Here is a 19,435-nt window from a genome sequence, read left to right as displayed (position 1 = left end):
GGCACTGAAGGACGACCCCGGCCTGCTGGCCCCCCTGAAGCTGCACTACCTGCGCTGGGCTGGAATTAAGTCGCGCCCCGCTTCCGGGACAACCCCTCTAACTTACCAGCTCATTCAGACCGCTCTGAACCGTCTTGAATGAACCAGAAGGAAGTGGGATTTGCCGGGCTTCTGTTGAGGCTCTTGCGAGCCCCTCGGCCGCCCTGCGCGAAGCAACTCTAGCAGTCTCCCGCGCGTACTTCGCGCCACACAGGTAATCGTAGGGTCCTTCCCTCGTCACAAGATCGTCAAACCTTGGTCATCGCCGTCCGTACGACACCCGAAGTCAAGCGGTCAGCAAGTCATCCGCAATCGTGCCTCGGTACGAAGGTAGCCACGAGCAGACTGCGCTCTCGGAGGTGCCCGCCATGACCCGCTCGGAGTTCGACGACATCCGTGCCTTCCTCGCCGACCCGGCGACCCATGCGGGAGACCTCCTGCGCATCGCCCGGACGCTGATCGACGACCTCGAACAGGCCCGTGTGCGCGAGGCCGTCCTGCGTACCCATTACCTGCGGCTGCTCACGGCGGCGCGGACGACCATGGCCGCGGACATGGTCGGCGCGCCCGACCCGCTCGCCTTCCTCACGCGCGAGCTGGCCGAGCGCGGTCAGCTGCCCGAGGACGAGGACGCCGTGCGGCAGATCCTGTCCGACGCCCGTACGGCTGAGGCGCTGCTCGCCCGCATGCACGAGGAGCAGCAGCAACAACCGCCGGTCGTGCGGATGCGCGGGATGCGCCTGCGGCGGTGCGTCGGTGCGCACCGGACGCTCCCCCGTTGAGCCGGCCAGCCCAGTCATTGCTCGCTCAGGGCTGATTCCCCAGGGGCTCAGGCTTCGACCGGATGAGGACTGTGGCCATACCCGGTCTTGGCTACCCGGCTGTAAGACTGCGCGTATGTGGCAACGTGGGCTGAACTGGTCGGCAATCATCCTGGTCGGGATATTTGGTCTGATGTGGATCGGTGTTGTGATCTATGCGGATCAGACGTCTTCGCTGTGGGTGCGTGCCGCTCAGGTGCTCTTCGGGGCCTTGCTGCTCGGGTGGGCCGTGCTCAAGGCGGTCGTCCTGGCCAGGGATCAGGAGGGCTGAAACCGGTATCCCATTCCGGGCTCGGTCAGCAGGTGAACGGGGTGGGCCGGGTCGCGTTCGAGCTTGCGGCGCAGTTGGGCCATGTACTGGCGCAGGTAGTGCGTCTCCTTCAGGTAGCCGACGCCCCACACCTCCGTCAGCAACTGCCGCTGGCTGATCAGTTTGCCGGGATTGCGAAGCAGGATCTCCAGGAAGTGCCACTCCGTCGGGGTCAGCCGTACGCCACCTGAGATCGTCTTGCCTGCCAGGTCGATCACGTGATCACCCAGCCGCACCGTCGCGGGTTCCTCTTCGTGCTGGTTCGTGCGGCGGGTCACCGCGCGGATGCGGGCCAGCAGCTCGTCGATGCCGAACGGCTTGGTGACGTAGTCGTCGGCTCCGGCGTCGAGGGCGTCCACCTTGTCCGTGCTGTCGGTACGTCCCGACAACACGATGATCGGAACCTTCGTCCAGCCGCGCAGCCCCTGGATCACCTCGACGCCGTCCAGATCGGGCAGGCCGAGGTCGAGGACGACCAGGTCGGGGTGCCAGTCAGCGGCCTGGCGCAGCGCCGATGCGCCGTCCGGGGCGACCGCGACCTCGTAGTGCCTGGCCGCCAGGTTGATGCGCAGAGCACGCAGGATCTGGGGCTCATCGTCGACGACGAGCACGCGGGTCACAGGGCCCTCCTCAGTGAGACCGTCATGGTGAGCCCTCCTCCGGGGGTGTCCTCAAGGAGCAGCGTGCCGCCCATCGCCTCGGTGAGGCCGCGCGAGAGTGCGAGGCCGAGGCCCACGCCGGTGTGGTTGTCGCGGTCGCCGAGTCGTTGGAAGGGCATGAACACCCTTTCATGCGCTTCCGCGGGGATTCCTGGCCCCCTGTCGATGACGCGCAGTTCGACGCGTTCGCCGTGCCAGCTCGCGGTGACGAGCACGGGCTCGGCTTCGGGGCTGTAGCGGACGGCGTTGGCCATCAGATTCACCAGAACGCGTTCGAGCAGCGCCGGATCGGCCTGGAACTCCGGCAGGTCGGCCGGGACGTCACTTATGACCCGGTCGCGCAGCGGGCCGAGGTCGTCGATGGCGCGTGGCAGCACGTCCTCGACGGCGACGGGCCGCAGGGCGACGCCCAGGACCCCAGCCTGGAGGCGGCTCATGTCGAGCAGGTTCGACACGAGACGGTTCAGTTTGACCAGGGACTCGCCGGCGGTGGCCAGCAGTTCGGCGCGGTCGTCGTCGGACCAGATGATGTCGGTGTTGCGCAGGCTCTCCACGGAGGCCATCGCCGAGGCGAGAGGGGTGCGCAGGTCGTGGCCGACGGCGGCGAGCAGCGCGGTGCGCATGCGGTCGGCCTCGGCCAGCGGCTCGGCGCGCTCGGCCGCCTCGCGCAGGCGTTCCTGGCGCAGGGCGACGGCGGCCTCGGCGGCGAACGCCTCCAGGACGCGGCGGTCGCTGGCGTCGAGCAGCCGGCCGCGGGTCGCGAGCACCAGCCGGTCGTCGATGGTGACCACGTCGCTCCCGCCGTCCGGTCCGGTGTGGTTCGGGGTGGTGGCGGGCGGGGTGGTGATCGGGGGGCCGCCGGACGTGGCGACGATGCGCCACTCACCCGACGGATCGTCCCTTTCGAGCAGGGTCACCGCGGTCAGTCCGAACGTCTCGCGCAACCGTCCGAGCAGCGAGGCAACCGCGGACTCCCCGCGCAACACGTGTCCGGCCAGTGTGGAGAGGACTTCGGCGTCCGCCGTGGACCGGGCCGCTTCCCTGCTGCGCCGGGCGGCCAGGTCCACGACCGTGCTCACCATGGCGGCGACCAGGACGAAGATGGCCAGCGAGAGCACGTTCTCCGGCTCGGCGATGGTCAGGGTGTGCACCGGCGGCGTGAAGAACCAGTTGAGCAGCCCGAACGCGAGCACCGCCGCCGTGAGTGCCGGCCACATCCCGCCCACCAGCGCGACGCCGACGACCAGCAGCAGGAAGAGCAGGATCTCGCTGGGCAGGCTCAGGTCGAGCGGCGCGATCACGGCGGTGAGCGCCGGCATGGCGGCCAGGGTCAGGGCCCATCCGGCCGCCTTGCGCCGACGCGTCAGCGCTCCCCCGGGCTGCGGCCGGCCGGAGCCGCCGCTGACGGCCTCGTGCGGGACCATGTGCACGTCGATCGAGCCGGACAGCGTGGCCGTCGTCATGCCCACGCCGCGGGTGAGCAGCTGCGCGAGCCGTCCTCGCCGGGAGGCGCCGAGGACGAGTTGCGAGGCGTTCACGCCGTCGGCAAACGCGATCAGCGCGCGCGGGATGTCGTCGCCCACGACCTGGTGGTAGGTGCCGCCGAGGTCCTCGACGAGTTTGCGCTGGCGTGCCAGGTTGGCCGGGTCGCTCGCGGTGGACAGCGCGTCGGCCCGGGTGACGTGCACGGCGAGCAGGTCGGCGCCCTTGGTCCTGGCCGCGATGCGGGCGGCGCGGCGGACGAGGTCGTCGGGGACGGTCTCGCGCTGCGGCAGGCCGGTGATCTGCTCGGCCACGTCGCGCAGGGACTCCAGGTGCTGGATGTTGAGCGTGGAGACGACATCGATGCCGGCGTCCAGGATGTCCTGGACGTCCTGCCAGCGTTTGGCGTGCCGGGAGCCGGGCGTGTTGGTGTGGGCGAGCTCGTCGACCAGCACGGCCTTGGGGCGGCGGGCGATGACCGCGTCGGTGTCGAGCTCGATGAACGTGGCGCCGCGATGGACGACGGTGCGGCCCGGCACGGTCTCCAGCCCGTCGAGCAGGCGGGCGACCTGGTCGCGGCCGTGGGTCTCGACATGGCCCACGACCACGTCACGTCCGCGTTCCTTGGCCCGGCGCGCCTCGCTGAGCATGGCGTACGTCTTGCCGACGCCCGGCGCCGCCCCCAGGTAGACCCGCAGCCGCCCGCGCGACGTGCTTCCCATTTCTCCAGGTTACGGCTGGTATGGCGGAGCGACTCCCCAGCCCCAGTGCGGAACCGGCGCCTCCGGGGGCGGCGTCGCGCCGGGCTGGGAGTTGTGCACGGCCAGCCGGGTGCCCCATTCGATGTAGCCGGCGAACGCGGCCCTGAACTCGGGGTCGTCGGGCAGACCGACCTCGTCGGCGGCGTCCATGAGGAGGTTCACCCAGCGGCGACGCTGCGGTTCGGTGATGGCCCGGCCCAGGTGGTGGGCCAGCATGTGGGAATAGCCGCCGCGTTCGTGGGTGTACCGGTCGGGACCGCCGAAGACCTCACTGAGCCACATGGCGACGTATTTGGGGTGGTCGGGGTCCATGTGGGCGAACAGCGGCCCGATGAGGTCGTCCTTGAGGACCGTCCGGTAGAACGTCGCGGTCAGCCGTTCGAACGCCTCGGTCCCGCCCGCCCACTCATAGATGGTCGGGACGTCTTTTTCCGTCATGTAATCATGTAATCAGCACGTGGGTCGTAGGACAAGACCCGGCCCGACGAGGCCCGGAAACGACGAAGTCCCCGGTCGCCATGTGGCGACCGGGGACTTCGGATTGGTAGCGGGGACAGGATTTGAACCTGCGACCTCTGGGTTATGAGCCCAGCGAGCTACCGAACTGCTCCACCCCGCGTCGGTGTGTTGTTATCAACTATACCGCCCTTCTGGACTCCTTCGACCCGGCCGGGCTTGTCCAGGCGCGTCGGCGGCTGTGACCATGGGCCTCATGCTGCTCGAACCCCCGCCACCACGGCGCCGGCTTCGCTGGCGGCGGATATGCCTTCTGGGGTTGCCCGTCGCGCTGGCCCTGCTCGTCATGGTGCCCATATGGGCCGATGACCTGCGCTTGGCTGACATGAAGGATCGGCTCCTGGCTCATCCGCTGCCTCCCGAGACCTCGTTCAACGCCGCCAGCGCCCAAGGGTCGGTGGGCGTGCAGGAGGGTAACGGCGACCACTGCGACTTCCTGGTCAGGTTCTCGCTACGCACCAGGCTGTCCGAGGCCGAGCTCACGAGCTACTACGACCGGATCAACGGCAGGGTGTACTTCCAGGACGGCGATCCCGCGTCCGCGGTGGTCGAGGTCCTTGAGACCGACGATGCCGGATGGGACCTGCGGTGCCGCTGAAATGCAACGAGGCCCTGGCCTTTGGCCAGGACCTCGAATCTTGGTAGCGGGGGCAGGATTTGAACCTGCGACCTCTGGGTTATGAGCCCAGCGAGCTACCGAACTGCTCCACCCCGCGTCGCTGTCTTGCTTTTCAAGACTATCGGCGAAGGGGGGCGGGCGCAAACCGAATGGGCTAGGTGGTGCCTCCCGCCTGTGTGCCCGAGGGTGTCGGCGTCGGTGTGGACGTGGCCGGCGGCGAGGCGGACGGCGTCGCCGACGGGGAGGCGGAGGGAGAGGCCGAGGGCGACGGGGTGGCCGCCGGCTTGGCGTTGGCGCTCTCGATCTGCTTCAGCGCCTCCTCCAGCCGCTTCTGCGCCTTGCCGTACTCGTCCCAGTTCGGGGGGCTGGCCTGGAGGGCCTTCTGGGCGTCCTCGTAGGCCTTCTGGGCGTTGGAGATGGCGGTGTTCATCGCGGACGTGTTCGCCTGGTTGGGCGTGGTCTGCTGGGGCTGGGTGTTCGGCTGTTGCTGCTCGCCGCCGAAGACCTGCTCCAGCGCCTGGTCGAGGGTGTCACCCGAGCCGACCTTGTTGCCGAACGCCACCAGCACCCGCCGCAGGATCGGGTACGGCTCCTGGCCGGTGCCGGCCTTGGTCTGCACGTAGACGGGCTCGATGTAGATCAGGCCGTTCGCGTAGGGCAGGGTCAGCAGGTTGCCGTACCTGACGTTGGCCTGGCCGAGGCCGAGGGGGCCCAGCTCGCCCGAGAACTTGTTCTGGAAGTTGTTCTGGGCCTGACCGGGGCCGGGGACCGTGGTGTTGGACGGCATGCGAAGGATGCGCAGCTTGCCGTAGTCCTTGCCCACCGTGGAACCCGCCGCCATGAAGGCCGCCAGGTTGGGGCCCTCTCTCGGGACGAAGGTCGTGGTCAGCGAGAACGACGGCTCGGACTCGTCGGGCATCGTCGCCGTCAGGTAGTACGGCGGCTGCTTGACCGACTGGTTGCCCTGCGACGGGTCGCTGGGGATGTTCCAGAAGTCCTGGGCGCTGTAGAAGGCGGCCGCGTTGGTGACGTGGTAGCGCGACAGCATGTAGCGCTGCACCTTGAACAGGTCTTCCGGGTAGCGGATGTGCGCCTGGAGGTCGGGGCTCATCTGCGAGGCGGGCTTGATCGTGCCGGGGAAGGCGTTGGACCACGTCTTCAGCACCGGGTCGTTGCCGTCCCAGGCGTAGAGCGTGACCGTGCCGTCGTAGGCGTCGACCGTGGCCTTGACCGAGTTGCGGATGTAGTTGATCTCGTCCTGCGGCTGCTGGGCGACCACGCGGCGGTCGGTGGCCAGGTCGCGGGTCATGTCGCCGAGGCTCTCGCTCTGCGAGTACGGGTAGGCGTTGGACGTGGTGTACCCGTCGATGATCCAGGTGATCCGGCCGTCGACGATCGCCGGGTAGGCGTTGCCGTCGAGGGTCAGGAACGGCGCGACCTTCTCCACCCGCTCCCGCGGGTTGCGCACGTAGAGGATCTTGGAGTTGTCGTTGATGTCGCCCGACAGCAGGATGTTCATCTCGCCGTACTTGGCGGCGTAGACCAGCCGGTTGAGGGCCGAGCCGATCGGCACGCCGCCCTTGCCGGTGTAGGTGGTGTTCTGCTGGCCGGTCTGGCCGCCGGAGACCGGGTAGTCGAGCTCCTGCGGGGTCTTGGGGTTGCCGCCGGCGATGACGTACTCGGTGGAGCCGGGGTTCTCGCCGAAGTAGACGCGCGACTCCTTGAGCCCGGTCGAGGCCGCGAGGTCGCCGGTGACCGGCATGTCCTTGCTGTCGTAGGCGGGCAGGCCGCCCGCGTCGACCTCGTTGCCCGGCGCGGCGACGAAGCCGTAGCCGTGGGTGTAGACCAGCGCGCGGTTGATCCAGTTGTTCTGGGGCGCGGGCGGGCCGAGCAGCTCCCGGACGCCGACCACGTGGTCGACCAGCTTGCCGTCCTTGCCGGGGTAGCGGTCGACGTCGAGCTGGTCGGGGAAGCCGTAGAAGCCGCGGATGCGCTGGGTCTGCTCGAACGTGGACGACACCAGCGCCGGGTCGAGCAGGCGCACGCCGGTCACCGACTCGTCGCCGCCGGCGCTGACCTTGGTCGGGTCGGCCTGGGCGTTGTAGTCGATCACTTCGGCGTTCTGCACGTCGTAGGCTGATCTGGTGGCTTGGATGTTCCGGTCGATGTAGAGGGCTTCCTTGCCCTGCTGGTTGGGCTTGACCTGGAACTGCTCGACCAGCGCCGGGTAGACGCCGCCGATCAGGATGGCCGAGAGCACGAGCAGGCCGAACGAGACGCCGGGCAGCATGCCGCCGGGGCGCACGACGCCGGCGAAGAACAGCGCGGCGCAGATCAGCGCGATGATCGCGAGGATGTTCTTGGCCGGGAGCACCGCGTTGACGTCGGTGTAGGACGCGCCGTGCACGTAGCCGCGGTCGGAGAAGACCAGACCGAACCGGTCGATGTAGTAGGCGACGGCCTTGAGCAGGACGAACACGCCGAGCAGCACGGAAAGGTGGATCCGCGCGGCCCTGGAGGCGTGCACGCCCGGCGACTGCAGCCGGAAGCCGCCGTAGAGGTAGTGGGTGATCGTGGCCAGGATGATCGAGATGATCACGGCGGTGAACAGGAAGTTCAGCACCATCCTGATGAACGGGTAGTCGAACATGAAGAACGAGATGTCCATGCCGAACAGCTCGTCCTTCTTGTCGAAGGAGGCTCCGTTCACGAACTGCAGCCACGTCTTCCACTGCCCCGCGAACGAGGAGCCGGAGAAGAGCGCGAGCAGGCCCATGCCGACGATGAAGATCAGCTTGCGGTGGGGGTCGAGCGCCATGCGATAGCGGTCGGCTCCGCTGCCGCCGCCGAACACGGCGGGACCGAACATCGGCCGGGTGCGGAAGGCCAGCAGCATGTTGCCGCCCGTGATGCCGACCATGAGCACCGCTCCGACGAGGAACAGCACGATCTCGGTCAGCAGCACCCCGGAGAAGACCGACGTGTAGTTGGTCGTGTCAAACCACAGGTAGTCGGTATAAATCCCAGAAAAGAGAAAAAACAGGGCCACGATCGCGACCAGCGCGATGGCCACAGGCAGAAGCAGCCGCGGCCGGCGTGGCAAGCGCATCGCCCTGCCGGCCCCTGGGGTCCGGAAGCTCAAGGCCAACCCCTCGTCGTGATGAAGAAACGGTCCGTGTCTGGCAACTTACACCGCAGCGCCAGCCGTACGGCTAACGCACGGCGCTCGCCGGAAGTTTCATCCGGCCTCACAAGCGGGCACATTGCCCTTTCCGGTGCGCAGCGCGTCGAGCGCGAGCACCGCGTCGTGCAACGTGTCGGCCTTGACCAGCCGCAGGCCGTCGGGCACGGCCTTCATGGCCTCCGCGCAGTTGTCCGCGGGGGTGAGGAAGACGGTCGCGCCGGAGTCGCGGGCCCCCACCATCTTCTGGGCGATGCCGCCGATGGGCCCGACCTGGCCCTCGGTGTCGATGGTGCCGGTGCCGGCGATGCGCTTGCCGCCGGTGATCTCGCCGGGGGTCAGCTTGTCGAGTATGCCGAGCGAGAACATCAGCCCGGCGCTCGGGCCGCCGACGTCGCCGACGTTGATGTCGACGTCGAAGGGGAACTTGAACTTCTCCTGCATGAGCACGCCGACGAGGGGCTTGCCGTCCTTGCTGGCGATCGGCTGCAGCGACACGTCGAGCTTCTGGCCGCCCCTGGTCACGTTGAAGGTCACGGTCTCGCCTGGCTTGTGCGCCTTGACGGTGTCGCCGACGAACTGCGAGTCGGTGGCCGGTTTGCCGTCGACCGCGTTGATCTGGTCGCCCTTCTGCAGCTTGCCGTCGGCGGGCTTGCCCTTCTCGGTGGACAGCACCGTGACGACGCGGTCGTAGTGGATCTTGAGCTCGTTGAGCGCGGCGGCCTTGGCGGAGTCCTGGGAGTTGGTCATCTCGACCGCGTTCTCCTCGTCGACCTTCTTCGCGTCGCGGCCGGGCGGGAAGATCGTCTCCTGCGGGACCACCGCGACGGTCGGGTCGAGCCAGCCGCGCAACGCCGTCAGCAGGTCGATCTGGGCGGCCGGGCCGCCCTGGTAGGCCACCGTGACCAGGCTCAGCGCGCCGCTGGTGGGATAGGTCTGCCGGCCGCTGATCGAGATCACCGGCTTCTTGTCGATCTCTCCGATGGTGTTCTCGGTGGGGCCGGGGCTCAGCACGACGTACGGGACCGGCCGGAACGCGCCCAGGACGCCCAGCGCGAGCACGAAGAACCCCGCGAGCAGCAGGGTGAGGACGCGTCGTGACATGGTGATGAGCTTATTCGCAGGCGCCGACCCACTCGGTCTCGCCATCGGCGAACACCTGGTGTTTCCAGATGGGGACTTCGGCCTTGAGGTCGTCGATGAGCCTGCGCGAGGCCTTGAACGCCTCGTCGCGGTGTGGCGCGGCCACGGCGACGATCACCGCCGTGTCGCCGAGCCCCAGGTCGCCGACCCGGTGGACGGCGGCCATCGCGGTGACGGGGAAGTCGGCCGCGACCTTCTCGGCGACCCGGCGCAGCTCGTCGGGCGCCGAGGGATGGGCGGAGTAGGAGAGCCGGGTCACGGGTTTGCCGTGGTCCTGTTCGCGCACGGTGCCGATGAAGATCGCGGTGCCGCCCGCCGCGTGGTCTCCCACCGCGGCCAGCACCTCGTCAACGGACAACGGGGTGTCACGAATGCCGAGCAACCGGATGACGTCCACGGAAAGAGCCTAACCTCACGTTCCTACTGGCGACGCTTTTTGCGGACCTGCCGGACGATCGCCGCGGTGCCGATGACGGCCACCGTCGCGCCGGCCGCGGTGAGCGTGGCCTCCTTGACCGGCAGCCGCCTGCCGACCACGGTGGTCCGGTTCTCGCGGAGTTCGAGGAGCTGCCGGAAGGCGGCCTCGTTGGTCCACGTGGGCTTCCAGCCCGCCTCGCGCAGCGCCGAGCAGTCGACCACCCACGGATAGACGACATAGTGCAGATCGGTGGCGGGGGCCGGGGTGATGCCGAGCCGGTGCAGGCGCTGCGCGGTGCCGAACGTGAGCCCGGCCGGCAGCTCGAACCGCCGGATTCCGGACAGCTCTTCGACCTGCTCCTGCTCCAGCCAGCCGTCGGAGCCCACGGCCACCACGCCGGTGACGGCCCCCTTGGCGGCCAGCTCCAGCGCCGAGACGAGGTCGTCGATGTGGCAGAACTGCCAGTTGGGGTTGCAGCCCTTGACCGTGAGCAGCCTCGGCGACTCGAAATGCCGGGTGATGACCGTGTCGACGCCCGGACCGACGACCGCCGCCGGGCGCAGCACCGTGACGTCCAGGCCCGGGTGGCTGCGCAGCGACCTGCGGACCAGTGACTCGATCTCCAGGTAGTCGCCCACGACGCCGGTGTCGGGCTCGGCGGCCACCGGGGAGTCCTCCGGCAGGGGGACCTCGTTGTCGGGCGCGGCGCCGTACACCATGGCGCTGGTGACCAGGATCACCCGCCGCACGCGGGCGGCGGCGCAGGCGGTGAGCACCGTCTGCGCGGCTCTGAGGTTGTACGCGCGCCGCTCCCCCGGGTCGGAGTCGACGGCGTAGTCACCGGCCAGATGGACCAGGACGTCGATGTCGGAGATCCGGTTCGCCAAGAGCGGATCCCGTACGTCGATCACTCTCCACGTGGCTTCCTGAACGTCGCCGCGCTCCTCGTCGATGGCCACCACTCTGCGGAAATCCGCGGCGGATGCGAGCCTCACGAGCAACTCGCGGCCGATTCCGGAGGCCGCGCCGGTGACGGCGACGACGGGTTGACGCGGGCGTTTCGAGGTAGGCACCAGGTCCTCACTTTGCACTGATCCGCCGTAGGACGACTAACGTGGCGGATGTGGACTCCTCCATCCTGCACGAGGTAGAGCGGTGACTGACCTGCCAGGTCGCGAAAACGACCCTAACGAGAACCCGTTCGCCATGTTCGGCAACCCTGAGCAAATGGCTCAGGCGATGCGCCAGTTCGCCGACATGTTGTCGGCGCCCCAGGGTTCCGGCCCTGTCAACTGGGACATGGCCAAGAACATCGCACGACACGCCGTGGTCGCCCAGGGCGATCCGAGCGTCATGGAAGGCGAGCGCCGCCAGATCGTCGAGGCGCTGAGCCTGGCCGACCTGTGGCTGAACGAGGCGACGACACTGCCGAGCGGCGTGTCCAACCCGCAGGCCTGGAGCCGGTCCGAGTGGATCGAGAACACGGTCCCGGTCTGGCGCAAGCTTTGCGAGCCCGTTGCCGAACGCATGGTCGAGACCATGGGCGGCGCGCTCGGCGGCTCCGGGCTGCCGCCCGAGGCCCAGCAGATGGCCGGGCCGCTGATGGGCATGCTCAAGCAGATGGGCGGCATGATGGTCGGTCAGCAGATCGGCCAGGCGCTCGGCTCGCTGGCGCGCGAGGTCATCGGCACGACCGACATCGGCCTGCCGCTGTCCGGCACCGCGGCGCTGCTGCCCGGCGGCATCGCGTCCTTCAGCGAGGGCCTTGAGATCCCCGCCGACGAGATCCGGCTCTATCTGGCGCTGCGTGAGGCCGCGCACCACCGGCTGTTCCAGCACGTCCCGTGGCTGCGCTCGCACCTGCTCGGGGCCGTCGAGGAATACGCCAGGGGCATCACCGTGGACACCTCCGCGCTGGAGGAGCAGATCCGCGGGCTCGACATCAACAATCCCGAGGCGATCCAGGAGGCGCTGAGCGGCGGCGCGCTGCTCAAGCCCGAGGAGACCGAGCGGCAGAAGGCCGCCCTGGCTCGCCTGGAGACGATGCTCGCCCTGGTCGAGGGGTGGGTGGCCACGGTGGTCGACCGGGCCGCCGACGGCAAGCTGCCCTCGGCGGTCGCGCTGGCCGAGACCGTACGCAGGCGCCGGGCGACCGGTGGGCCCGCGGAGCTGACGTTCGGCACGCTGGTCGGGCTGGAGCTGCGGCCCCGGCGGCTGCGCGAGGCCGCGGCGTTGTGGCGCGCGCTGGAGACCGAGCGCGGCGTCGACGGGCGCGACGCCCTGTGGGGTCACCCCGACCTCATGCCGACGGCCGATGACCTCGACGACCCCGACGCGTTCGTCCGCGGCGAGGCCGCCTGGGACATCTCCCAGCTGGAGGCCAAGCCCGGCGACGAGAACGGCGAGCAGGACGGCGACCAGGACGGCGGCCGGTGACCCTGCACGACGACGCGGTGGCGGTGCTGTCCTCCTGGACCGCGCCGACCCCCGAGGAGGAGGCGCTGCGCGCCGAGTTCCTCGGCCATCTGCGGACGTACGACGACGCCATGTGGCGCGCGTGCGCACCCGGCCACCTGACGGCCACCACCGCCGTGCTCAGCCACGACGGCGCCCGGGTGCTGCTCACGCTGCATCCGAAGGCCGGGCAGTGGTTGCCCATGGGCGGCCACTGCGAGGACTTCGACGCCACGCTGGAGGCGGTGGCGCTGCGCGAGGCCACCGAGGAGTCGGGAATCTCCGGACTTGAGCTGCTGCCCGGCCCGCTGGCCGTGGACAAGCACGAGGTCTGGTGCCATCCGCCGCGCAGCTGGCACCTCGACGTCGAGTACGCGGCCGTGGCCCCTCCCGGCGCCGAGGCCGTCATGAGCGACGAGTCGCTCGACCTGCGCTGGTTCCCCGTCGACGAGATCCCCGAGCTGTCCGACGAGGCCACGCGCCGGCTGGCCGCACGCGGACGCGCCGCGCTCAGCTCGCGCTCGCGTTCGCTGGGCTAGAGTCCTTCGCATCGTTCCAAGGGGGGCCGCGTGGAGACTTCTGCCGTTGGCGGCACGATCGTGACGCCTGCCCGCAAGCCGCGGAAGTTGCCCGGCAACGTCCTGACCTGGCTGGCCGTGACACCCTTCGCGGCCTGGGCCGTGGCCAGGGTGGCCGGGCTGGAACGAGGCTCGCTGCCCACGCAGCTGATGACGGCGACGCCGTACGCGGCGGCCGGGTCCCTGGTCCCCCTCCTGATCGCCGCGGTCGGGCGCAGGCGGGCCGCGACGGCCGTCGCGCTGCTCACCACGACCGCGCTCGGGTTCAGCGTCCTGCCGCGCGCGCTGGGCACGGCCGAGGCCACGACCGGCAGGCCGTTCAAGGTCATGACCATCAACATGTTGTTCGGCAAGGCCGACCCGCAGGTGATCGTGAACCTGGTGCGCGAGTTCCGGCCCGACGTGCTGAGCACGCAGGAGCTGACCCCCGGCGCCGTGGCCGACATGGACGTGGCCGGCCTGAAGGAGCTCATGCCCCACCGCGTACTTGAGGACGAATGGGACGCCGGCGGAAGCGGCCTCTACTCCAGGCACCCGCTCCAGCCGCTCGACGACGTGCTGCCCCCGGTGGGGCACAAGATGCCCGCCGCCATGGTGGCGCTGCCGGGCGGGAAGCCGATCGAGTTCGTCGACGTCCACCCGTACCCGCCGCTCGGCCCCAACGTGGTCAACTGGAACGAGGCGCTCGCCGGCCTTCCTTCCGCCGGCGGCGAAACCGTGCGGATCCTCGCCGGCGACTTCAACGCCTCGCTCGACCACGCCTCGCTGCGCAGGCTGCTGGCCCGGGGGTACAAGGACGCGGCCGACCAGGTGGGCGCGGGGCTGATCCCCACGTGGCCGGCCAACAAGCGGGTGCCGCCCATCATCACCATCGACCACGTGCTGGTGGACGAGCGGGTGGGCGTCAGGGAGGTCAGCGTGCGCGACGTTCCGGGCACCGACCACCGGGCCGTCCTGGCCGAGCTCACCGTTCCCTGACGCGGGTCAGCGGCCGATCAGGGCGCGGGTGTTGTCCCAGCCTTCGAGACCCGGGTCGAGGCGTCCGACGTCGTCGGACGTGCGCAGGCGGTGCCATCCGGAGATGGTGGCGACCCTGCGCGGGCCCGGGGCCTGCTCCCGGAGGACGGCGACGACGTCGGGGTCGTCGAGGTCGGGGTCGGCCCAGGTCGGCAGCGGCAGCGAGCAGGCCAGCGCCACCGCGCCGCCGTCCGCCGCGGGGCAGATCGTGATCTCGGCCCGGCCCAGTTCCCTGAACAGCTTGCCGACCAGCAGCGAGGGCAGGTCGGGCGCGTCGGCGTTGATCACCGCGGCCTGGTCGCCGGACAGACGGCCGAGGACGGCGCGCAGCGGCTCGTCCTCGGCGATGGTGATGATCTCCGTGCCGGGCCAGACGATGTCGTCGAGGCCGGGGACGGCCGTGATCAGGACCGGGGTGACGAACTCCAGGCCGGCGACCATCTCGTAGGTGTCCTCGGCCACGGCCGCCAGGAACTGCCGTGGATCGACGCCGGGGGGCGCCGCTTCGGCCATGCGGCCGCGTACCAGGACGGCGACGATGCGCGTCAACACTCCTCCGGTGCCGTGTGGGCCGCCGCGGAGAATCCTTCGAGGAACCCGCGCGCCCGCTCCGCCTTCGGATACTGTTCTACCAGCGCCCAGAACCCCGGGCCATGGCTCGGCACGATCAGGTGCGCGAGCTCGTGGATGATGACGTAGTTGATGACCCACTCGGGCAGGCCCTTGAGCCGGGTCGAGATCCTTATGGTGCCGTTCTCCGGGGTGCAGGAGCCCCAGCGATGCTGCTGGTTGTCGACCCATCGAACGCTCACGGGGTCGGGCCGGCCGTCGAGGTACTTCACCGACAGCTCCCTCGCCCGTTCGAGCAGGGCCTCGTCGGTCGGCCTTCGTCGTTCTTCCTTGGCGGCCAGCCGGTCGAGCATCCGGCTCACCCATTCATCCGCGTCTTCGCCGCTCAGCCAGGCGGGCAGGAGCACGATCGTCTTGTCGCCGTCGCGGTAGGCGGAGACCGTACGCCGGCGACGAGAACTGCGACGGACCTCGACTGTCTCGGGGGGCACATAAGCACGTTAGCCGAGACTGGCGAAATTCCACAGAGGGTGGACGTTGTTTTCGCTGGTCAGATGATTAAGAGCCGGTGAATTTGGGCATGCGCCTTTCCCGATGCGCCGCCAGGCCCTCCAGCAGGTCGGATGATGCCATGGTGACGGGCTGCGCCAAGGATTCCCACCTCAGAGCGGCTTCCAGGTCTTGATGGTCTTGGTTCAGCGCGACCTTTGTGAGGCGGGTGGCGACTGGAGCCATCTCTGCGATCTTCTTGGCGATGACCGAAACCTCGGAGAGAAGGTCATTCTTCGGGAAAGATTGATTTACCAAGCCTTTATCTGCCGCTTCCGTACCCGTAAGGAGACGGCCGGTCAGGAGCATCTCCCGGGCCAGTGCCGTACCGGCTCTTCTGGGCAGCAGGTAGGTGGCGGCCATGCCCGGGTGCAGCCCGAGCCCGGTGAAGGGGGCCAGGAGTTTGGCGTCGTCAGCGGCGTAGACGAGGTCGCAGGCCAGGGCCACGCACAGGCCCGCGCCGACGGCGGGGCCGTTGACCGCGGCGACGGTGGGCACCTCCAGGTCGGCGATCATCAGCCAGGTGCGGTAGAAGGCGAGCATGCGGTCGCGCAGCGGCGGCACCGCCTCGGCGCCCCGCTCGCCGATCCATGACAGGTCGCCGCCCGAGGAGAACGCGCTGCCCGCTCCGGTGACGACGACGCAGCGCAGGTCGCGGTCGGCGGCCAGGGTGGCCATGGTTTCGCGCCATTCGGCCGTCATGGTGTCGGTCATGGCGTTGCGCAGTTCGGGGCGGTTGAGGGTGAGGACGACTACTCCGTCGTCTGTGCGGTCGACCAAGATCTCGCTCATGCGGCGAAGCGTAACGCTCCGCGGGGCGCGGATGCGGATGTGGTTCCTGACCAGCCGCAGTGGTCCCCGGTACGCCTCAGGTGCGGATGTGATCGTGGCCAGCCGCGGTGGTCCCCTGCTTACCTCAGGCGCGGATGTGATCGTGGCCAGCCGCGGTGGTCCCCGGCTTGCCTCAGGCGCGGATGTGATCGTGGCCCCTTCGCGGGTGTACTCCGCGGTCGGATGTTATCCACAGGGTGGGCGTCGCGGTCCGAGGTTGTCCACAGGCGGCGCGGAACCGGCTCGGGATCTTCGTCGGACGTGCGAACCTTCCGGCCATGAGGCCACGTGTGAAGCCGGCCCTCCGGCGAATCCTCCGCGACGAGCACACCCTGCAGTACGGCGTGCATCCCCTCCGGGCCATCACGCTGACCGGCCTGACGAGATCGGTGCGTCAGTGGATCGAGGGGCTCGACGGCACCCGCGACCTGCGCCGGGTGATGCGCGACGCGGCGGCGGCCGGCCTCGACGAACCGTGCGCCCAGGCTCTGCTCGACTACCTCGCCACGCGGGGCGCCCTGCACGACGCCGGCCCGTTCCCGGCGCCGTTGCGGGAGCTCTCCCTCGCCGAGAGGGATCGGCTGAGACCCGACCTCGACGCGCTCGACCTGGCCTCCAACAGCCCGGAGGGCGGCGTCGAGCTGCTTCGGCGCCGGCGGGGGGCGAAGGTCAGGGTCTACGGGGCCGGGCGCGTGGGGGCGCAGATCGTCGCCCTGCTCGCGGCCGGCGGGGTCGGCGACATCCGGGTGATCGATCCCGGGCCGGTCCGGCCTGGGGACATCACGCCGGGCGGGCTGACGTGGGCCGAGGTGGGGCTGTCCCGGGAGGAGGGCGCGGCGGCGGTCGCCCGGCGGCTGCTTGCTCCCCCGCCGAAGAACGCCCCGGCCGTTCCGCCTCCGCGCGATCGCACCTCACCCCCTCGGCCGACAGGACGGAACGCGACGCCCGCCGGTGACGCCACCGGCCGGCCTGCAGGCGGGGCGGCGTCGCCGTCCGGCGGCACGACCGCACAGCCCAGGCGGGCGGGCATCACGCCGATCGGCGGCACGACCGCACGCCCCAGGCGGGCGGGTGTCACGCCGTCCGGCGCCGCCGCCGCTCGGGTCTCTCCTGCTGTGCCATCCACTCCTGCGGAGGTGACTCAGGACGCAATTCCGTCGTCCAACGTCCTGGCCGGAGCGCCGCATCTGGGGGATGGCACGGCGCGTCCCGATCTCGCCATCCTCGCGCCGGTGGGGCCTCTGGACGGGGTGCTGGTCAACGAGCTGGCCGACTTCGGCATCCCGCATCTGCTGGTGTCGGCCTTCGAGGGGCACGGGTCCGTCGGGCCGCTGGTGTTTCCCGGTGAGACGACGTGCCTGCACTGTCTCGACCTGACGCGCCGCGACCACGATCCCGCCTGGCCGATCGTCACTGCCAGGCTGGGCGGCTATCCGCCCGGCGAGATCGCCTGCGACACGACCCTCGCCACGCTCGTCGCGGCGGCGGCGACCGGCCAGGCGCTTGCTCATCTCGAAGGCCGGGCGTCCTCTGTGACGAACGGCACAATGGACGTAATGCCTGATTGGTGCTGGAAAAGACGGGCGTGGAGCGGTCATCCGCAATGTCGTTGTATGCGAAACAATCCTTATTCGCTAACAATGGACATGTCACCTACCAGCGACTGACGTGCTCAGGGGACGACCACGAAGGGGGGAAGCGGCATCTCGGGCGAGGTTCCGCGCATGAGTGTGAGCGATCTTCCGCGCCGGGCAGTCACCCGCTCAGCCAAGTTGGCCACCCTTCCGCTCGGGTTCGCCGGGCGGGCCGCCCTCGGCCTCGGCAAGCGCATCGGCGGCAAATCAGCAGAAATCGTGGCCCAGGAGGTTCAGCAGCGTACCGCCGAGCAGATCTTCAAGGTGCTCGGCGAGCTCAAGGGCGGGGCGATGAAGCTCGGCCAGGCACTGTCGATCTTCGAGGCGGCGCTTCCGCCGGAGATCGTCGGCCCCTACCGGGCGACCTTGACGAAACTCCAGGACGCCGCCCCTCCGCTGCCGGTCGCCACCGTCCACAAAGTGCTCGCCGAGCAGCTGGGGGACGATTGGCGCAAGCACTTCCTCTCGTTCGACGACCGGCCCACGGCCGCCGCCTCGATCGGCCAGGTGCACAAGGCCGTCTGGAACGACGGACGCGAGGTGGCCGTCAAGATCCAGTACCCGGGGGCGGGCAAGGCGCTGCTCGGCGACTTCACCCAGCTGGCCCGGCTGGGAAAGATGTTCGGGGCGCTGCTGCCCGGCCTCGACATGAAGGCGCTGCTGGCCGAGCTGCGCGAGCGGATCGCCGAGGAGCTCGACTACCTTCGCGAGGCCGAGGCACAGCACGCCTTCGCGCTGGAGTTCAACGGCGATCCCGACTTCCACGTCCCTGATGTGGTGGCGGCCAACGAGATGGTGCTAGTCAGCGAGTGGATGGACGGCACTCCCCTGTCGCGGGTGATCACCGAGGGCAGCAAGGAGGAGCGTGATCACGCGGGGCTGCTGTTCGTCCGGTTCCTGTTCAGCTCGCCTGCCCGGGTCGGCATGCTGCACGCCGATCCCCATCCGGGCAACTTCCGCGTGCTGGCCAACGGCAAGCTCGGCGTCCTCGACTTCGGCGCGGTCAACCGCCTGCCCGGCGGCTATCCGAAGGTCTTCGGGCAGCTCACGCGCATCTTCAACCAGGGCGACATGGACACCGTGATGACGGGTCTCCGTGACGAGGGCTTCATCCGTCAGGACATCGACATCGACCCCGACGCGCTGCGCGCTTTCCTGGCGCCGTACGTGGAGCCGACGGCCGTGGAGGAGTTCACCTTCAGCCGGGAGTGGCTGCAGGCCCAGGCGGCCAGTGTCACCGACCTCCGCCCGACGAACGTGGTTCGCCAGCTCAACCTGCCGCCGTCGTACGTACTCATCCATCGGGTGCATGCGGCCGGTGTCGGAGTCCTCTGCCAGCTCGGCACCACGGCGCGCTTCCGTGACGAGGTGATCCGCTGGGTTCCGGGCTTCGCCGACGACCCGAACGGCGAGGCACTGGCGATCGGGTGATCAGGCGCCGCCTGCGCTTCGTGGGCGGAGGCGGTGCCTTGCTTGCGGACATGCACGACCGGAACACGAGAAGCACGGCGGCGCAGGAGACGCGCGACCGGCACAGGAGGGGACCGACCGGCACAGGAGGGGACCGACCGGCACAGGAGGGGACCGCCTTAGGCACGGCAGGCTTAGGAGATGCACGGCTGGCTCAGCGGGAGCGAGGGTGACCGCAGTATTCGCTGCCGACGTGTGCAAGCTGCGCCGCGGGATGGCGGAGAGGGCGAAGGCATCGGCCTCATCCCCACCGTCCCATGCGGCCGGCAGAACGCCTCGCCGGGAAGGCGGTCATCGGTCTGCCTCGGCCGTCGCCTCACTCTCGTACACCCGGCACCTCACCTGCGCCCACCCAGTTCCACGCTCCCACCCTCGGGGCTTCG

At 69.5% G+C, this 19,435-nt stretch carries 18 protein-coding genes and 2 tRNA genes; 8 read left to right on the top strand and 12 right to left on the bottom strand.

Annotation, left to right across the window (positions count from 1 at the left end; genetic code table 11):
* The first annotated feature begins 407 nt into the window (after window positions 1–407).
* Both ACWEJ6_RS17130 and ACWEJ6_RS17125 read left to right on the top strand, forming a co-directional pair.
* Complete coding sequence (locus tag ACWEJ6_RS17130) at window positions 408–821, top strand: hypothetical protein (RefSeq protein WP_452424556.1); 414 nt, start codon at window positions 408–410, stop codon at window positions 819–821.
* Window positions 822–936: 115 nt separating this feature from the next.
* Window positions 937–1,131 (top strand): hypothetical protein, encoded by a 195-nt coding sequence (locus ACWEJ6_RS17125; protein WP_387677449.1) that lies wholly within the window; start codon window positions 937–939, stop codon window positions 1,129–1,131.
* Here ACWEJ6_RS17125 and ACWEJ6_RS17120 read toward each other — a convergent pair.
* From ACWEJ6_RS17120 to ACWEJ6_RS17105, 4 genes are all read right to left on the bottom strand, one after another.
* On the bottom strand, window positions 1,119–1,790 hold the full coding sequence (locus tag ACWEJ6_RS17120) for a response regulator (RefSeq protein WP_352352806.1): 672 nt from the start codon (window positions 1,788–1,790) through the stop codon (window positions 1,119–1,121). The genes ACWEJ6_RS17125 and ACWEJ6_RS17120 overlap by 13 nt on opposite strands.
* Window positions 1,787–4,033: a DUF4118 domain-containing protein gene (locus tag ACWEJ6_RS17115; protein ID WP_452424554.1), complete on the bottom strand. Its 2,247-nt coding sequence runs from the start codon at window positions 4,031–4,033 to the stop codon at window positions 1,787–1,789. The genes ACWEJ6_RS17120 and ACWEJ6_RS17115 overlap by 4 nt, the downstream gene beginning before the upstream one ends.
* Before the next feature lie 9 nt (window positions 4,034–4,042).
* Window positions 4,043–4,510, bottom strand: a complete 468-nt coding sequence (locus ACWEJ6_RS17110) for a group II truncated hemoglobin (RefSeq protein WP_358303093.1) — start codon at window positions 4,508–4,510, stop codon at window positions 4,043–4,045.
* 104 nt (window positions 4,511–4,614) lie between these two features.
* Window positions 4,615–4,691, bottom strand: a tRNA-Met gene (locus tag ACWEJ6_RS17105).
* A gap of 93 nt (window positions 4,692–4,784) precedes the next feature.
* Here ACWEJ6_RS17105 and ACWEJ6_RS17100 point away from each other — a divergent pair.
* Window positions 4,785–5,186, top strand: coding sequence for a hypothetical protein (locus ACWEJ6_RS17100; protein ID WP_452424551.1), 402 nt, complete (start codon window positions 4,785–4,787; stop codon window positions 5,184–5,186).
* A gap of 41 nt (window positions 5,187–5,227) precedes the next feature.
* Here ACWEJ6_RS17100 and ACWEJ6_RS17095 read toward each other — a convergent pair.
* The 5 genes from ACWEJ6_RS17095 to ACWEJ6_RS17075 all read right to left on the bottom strand — a co-directional run bounded on the left by ACWEJ6_RS17095 (window position 5,228) and on the right by ACWEJ6_RS17075 (window position 11,025).
* Window positions 5,228–5,304 (bottom strand) — tRNA-Met (locus ACWEJ6_RS17095).
* Between the two features lie 57 nt (window positions 5,305–5,361).
* Window positions 5,362–8,280, bottom strand: a complete 2,919-nt coding sequence (locus ACWEJ6_RS17090; protein WP_452424549.1) for a UPF0182 family membrane protein — start codon at window positions 8,278–8,280, stop codon at window positions 5,362–5,364.
* Between the two features lie 165 nt (window positions 8,281–8,445).
* The gene (locus tag ACWEJ6_RS17085; RefSeq protein WP_358294314.1) at window positions 8,446–9,492 is read right to left on the bottom strand and encodes a YlbL family protein; all 1,047 of its coding nucleotides are present in this window, start codon (window positions 9,490–9,492) and stop codon (window positions 8,446–8,448) included.
* A 10-nt stretch (window positions 9,493–9,502) separates the two neighbouring features.
* Window positions 9,503–9,928, bottom strand: a complete 426-nt coding sequence (locus ACWEJ6_RS17080; RefSeq protein ID WP_358294316.1) for a molybdenum cofactor biosynthesis protein MoaE — start codon at window positions 9,926–9,928, stop codon at window positions 9,503–9,505.
* 23 nt (window positions 9,929–9,951) lie between these two features.
* Window positions 9,952–11,025, bottom strand: a complete 1,074-nt coding sequence (locus ACWEJ6_RS17075; protein WP_352353134.1) for an NAD-dependent epimerase/dehydratase family protein — start codon at window positions 11,023–11,025, stop codon at window positions 9,952–9,954.
* Between the two features lie 130 nt (window positions 11,026–11,155).
* Between ACWEJ6_RS17075 and ACWEJ6_RS17070 the strand changes: the two genes are divergently transcribed.
* Genes ACWEJ6_RS17070 through ACWEJ6_RS17060 form a run of 3 tightly spaced genes read left to right on the top strand, consistent with a single transcriptional unit; the run spans window position 11,156 to window position 13,959 of the window.
* A complete protein-coding gene (locus ACWEJ6_RS17070; RefSeq protein ID WP_387677425.1) occupies window positions 11,156–12,385 on the top strand; it encodes a zinc-dependent metalloprotease in 1,230 nt (409 codons plus the stop codon).
* Complete coding sequence (locus ACWEJ6_RS17065; RefSeq protein ID WP_358294320.1) at window positions 12,382–12,942, top strand: NUDIX hydrolase; 561 nt, start codon at window positions 12,382–12,384, stop codon at window positions 12,940–12,942. Before ACWEJ6_RS17070 ends, ACWEJ6_RS17065 begins: the two co-directional genes overlap by 4 nt.
* Before the next feature lie 30 nt (window positions 12,943–12,972).
* Entirely contained in the window at window positions 12,973–13,959 is a 987-nt protein-coding gene (locus ACWEJ6_RS17060) for an endonuclease/exonuclease/phosphatase family protein (RefSeq protein ID WP_452424546.1), read from the top strand.
* A 6-nt stretch (window positions 13,960–13,965) separates the two neighbouring features.
* Here ACWEJ6_RS17060 and ACWEJ6_RS17055 read toward each other — a convergent pair whose 3' ends face one another.
* The 3 genes from ACWEJ6_RS17055 to ACWEJ6_RS17045 form a co-directional block, all read right to left on the bottom strand.
* Window positions 13,966–14,547, bottom strand: a complete 582-nt coding sequence (locus ACWEJ6_RS17055) for a DUF2064 domain-containing protein (protein ID WP_452424544.1) — start codon at window positions 14,545–14,547, stop codon at window positions 13,966–13,968.
* On the bottom strand, window positions 14,544–15,059 hold the full coding sequence (locus ACWEJ6_RS17050; protein WP_352319320.1) for a M48 metallopeptidase family protein: 516 nt from the start codon (window positions 15,057–15,059) through the stop codon (window positions 14,544–14,546). The genes ACWEJ6_RS17055 and ACWEJ6_RS17050 overlap by 4 nt, the downstream gene beginning before the upstream one ends.
* 67 nt (window positions 15,060–15,126) lie before the next feature.
* On the bottom strand, window positions 15,127–15,909 hold the full coding sequence (locus ACWEJ6_RS17045; RefSeq protein ID WP_452424541.1) for an enoyl-CoA hydratase/isomerase family protein: 783 nt from the start codon (window positions 15,907–15,909) through the stop codon (window positions 15,127–15,129).
* Between the two features lie 317 nt (window positions 15,910–16,226).
* Between ACWEJ6_RS17045 and ACWEJ6_RS17040 the strand changes: the two genes are divergently transcribed.
* Together ACWEJ6_RS17040 and ACWEJ6_RS17035 are read left to right on the top strand one after the other, a co-directional pair.
* Window positions 16,227–17,615 (top strand): ThiF family adenylyltransferase, encoded by a 1,389-nt coding sequence (locus ACWEJ6_RS17040; protein ID WP_452424539.1) that lies wholly within the window; start codon window positions 16,227–16,229, stop codon window positions 17,613–17,615.
* A 57-nt stretch (window positions 17,616–17,672) separates the two neighbouring features.
* Window positions 17,673–19,013: an ABC1 kinase family protein gene (locus tag ACWEJ6_RS17035; RefSeq protein ID WP_452424537.1), complete on the top strand. Its 1,341-nt coding sequence runs from the start codon at window positions 17,673–17,675 to the stop codon at window positions 19,011–19,013.
* The last annotated feature ends 422 nt before the right edge of the window (window positions 19,014–19,435 follow it).

The sequence above is a fragment of the Nonomuraea sp. NPDC004702 genome, assembly GCF_053601695.1.
Note: the sequence above shows the minus strand (reverse complement) of the source record. Positions and strands in the feature narration are given on the sequence as shown.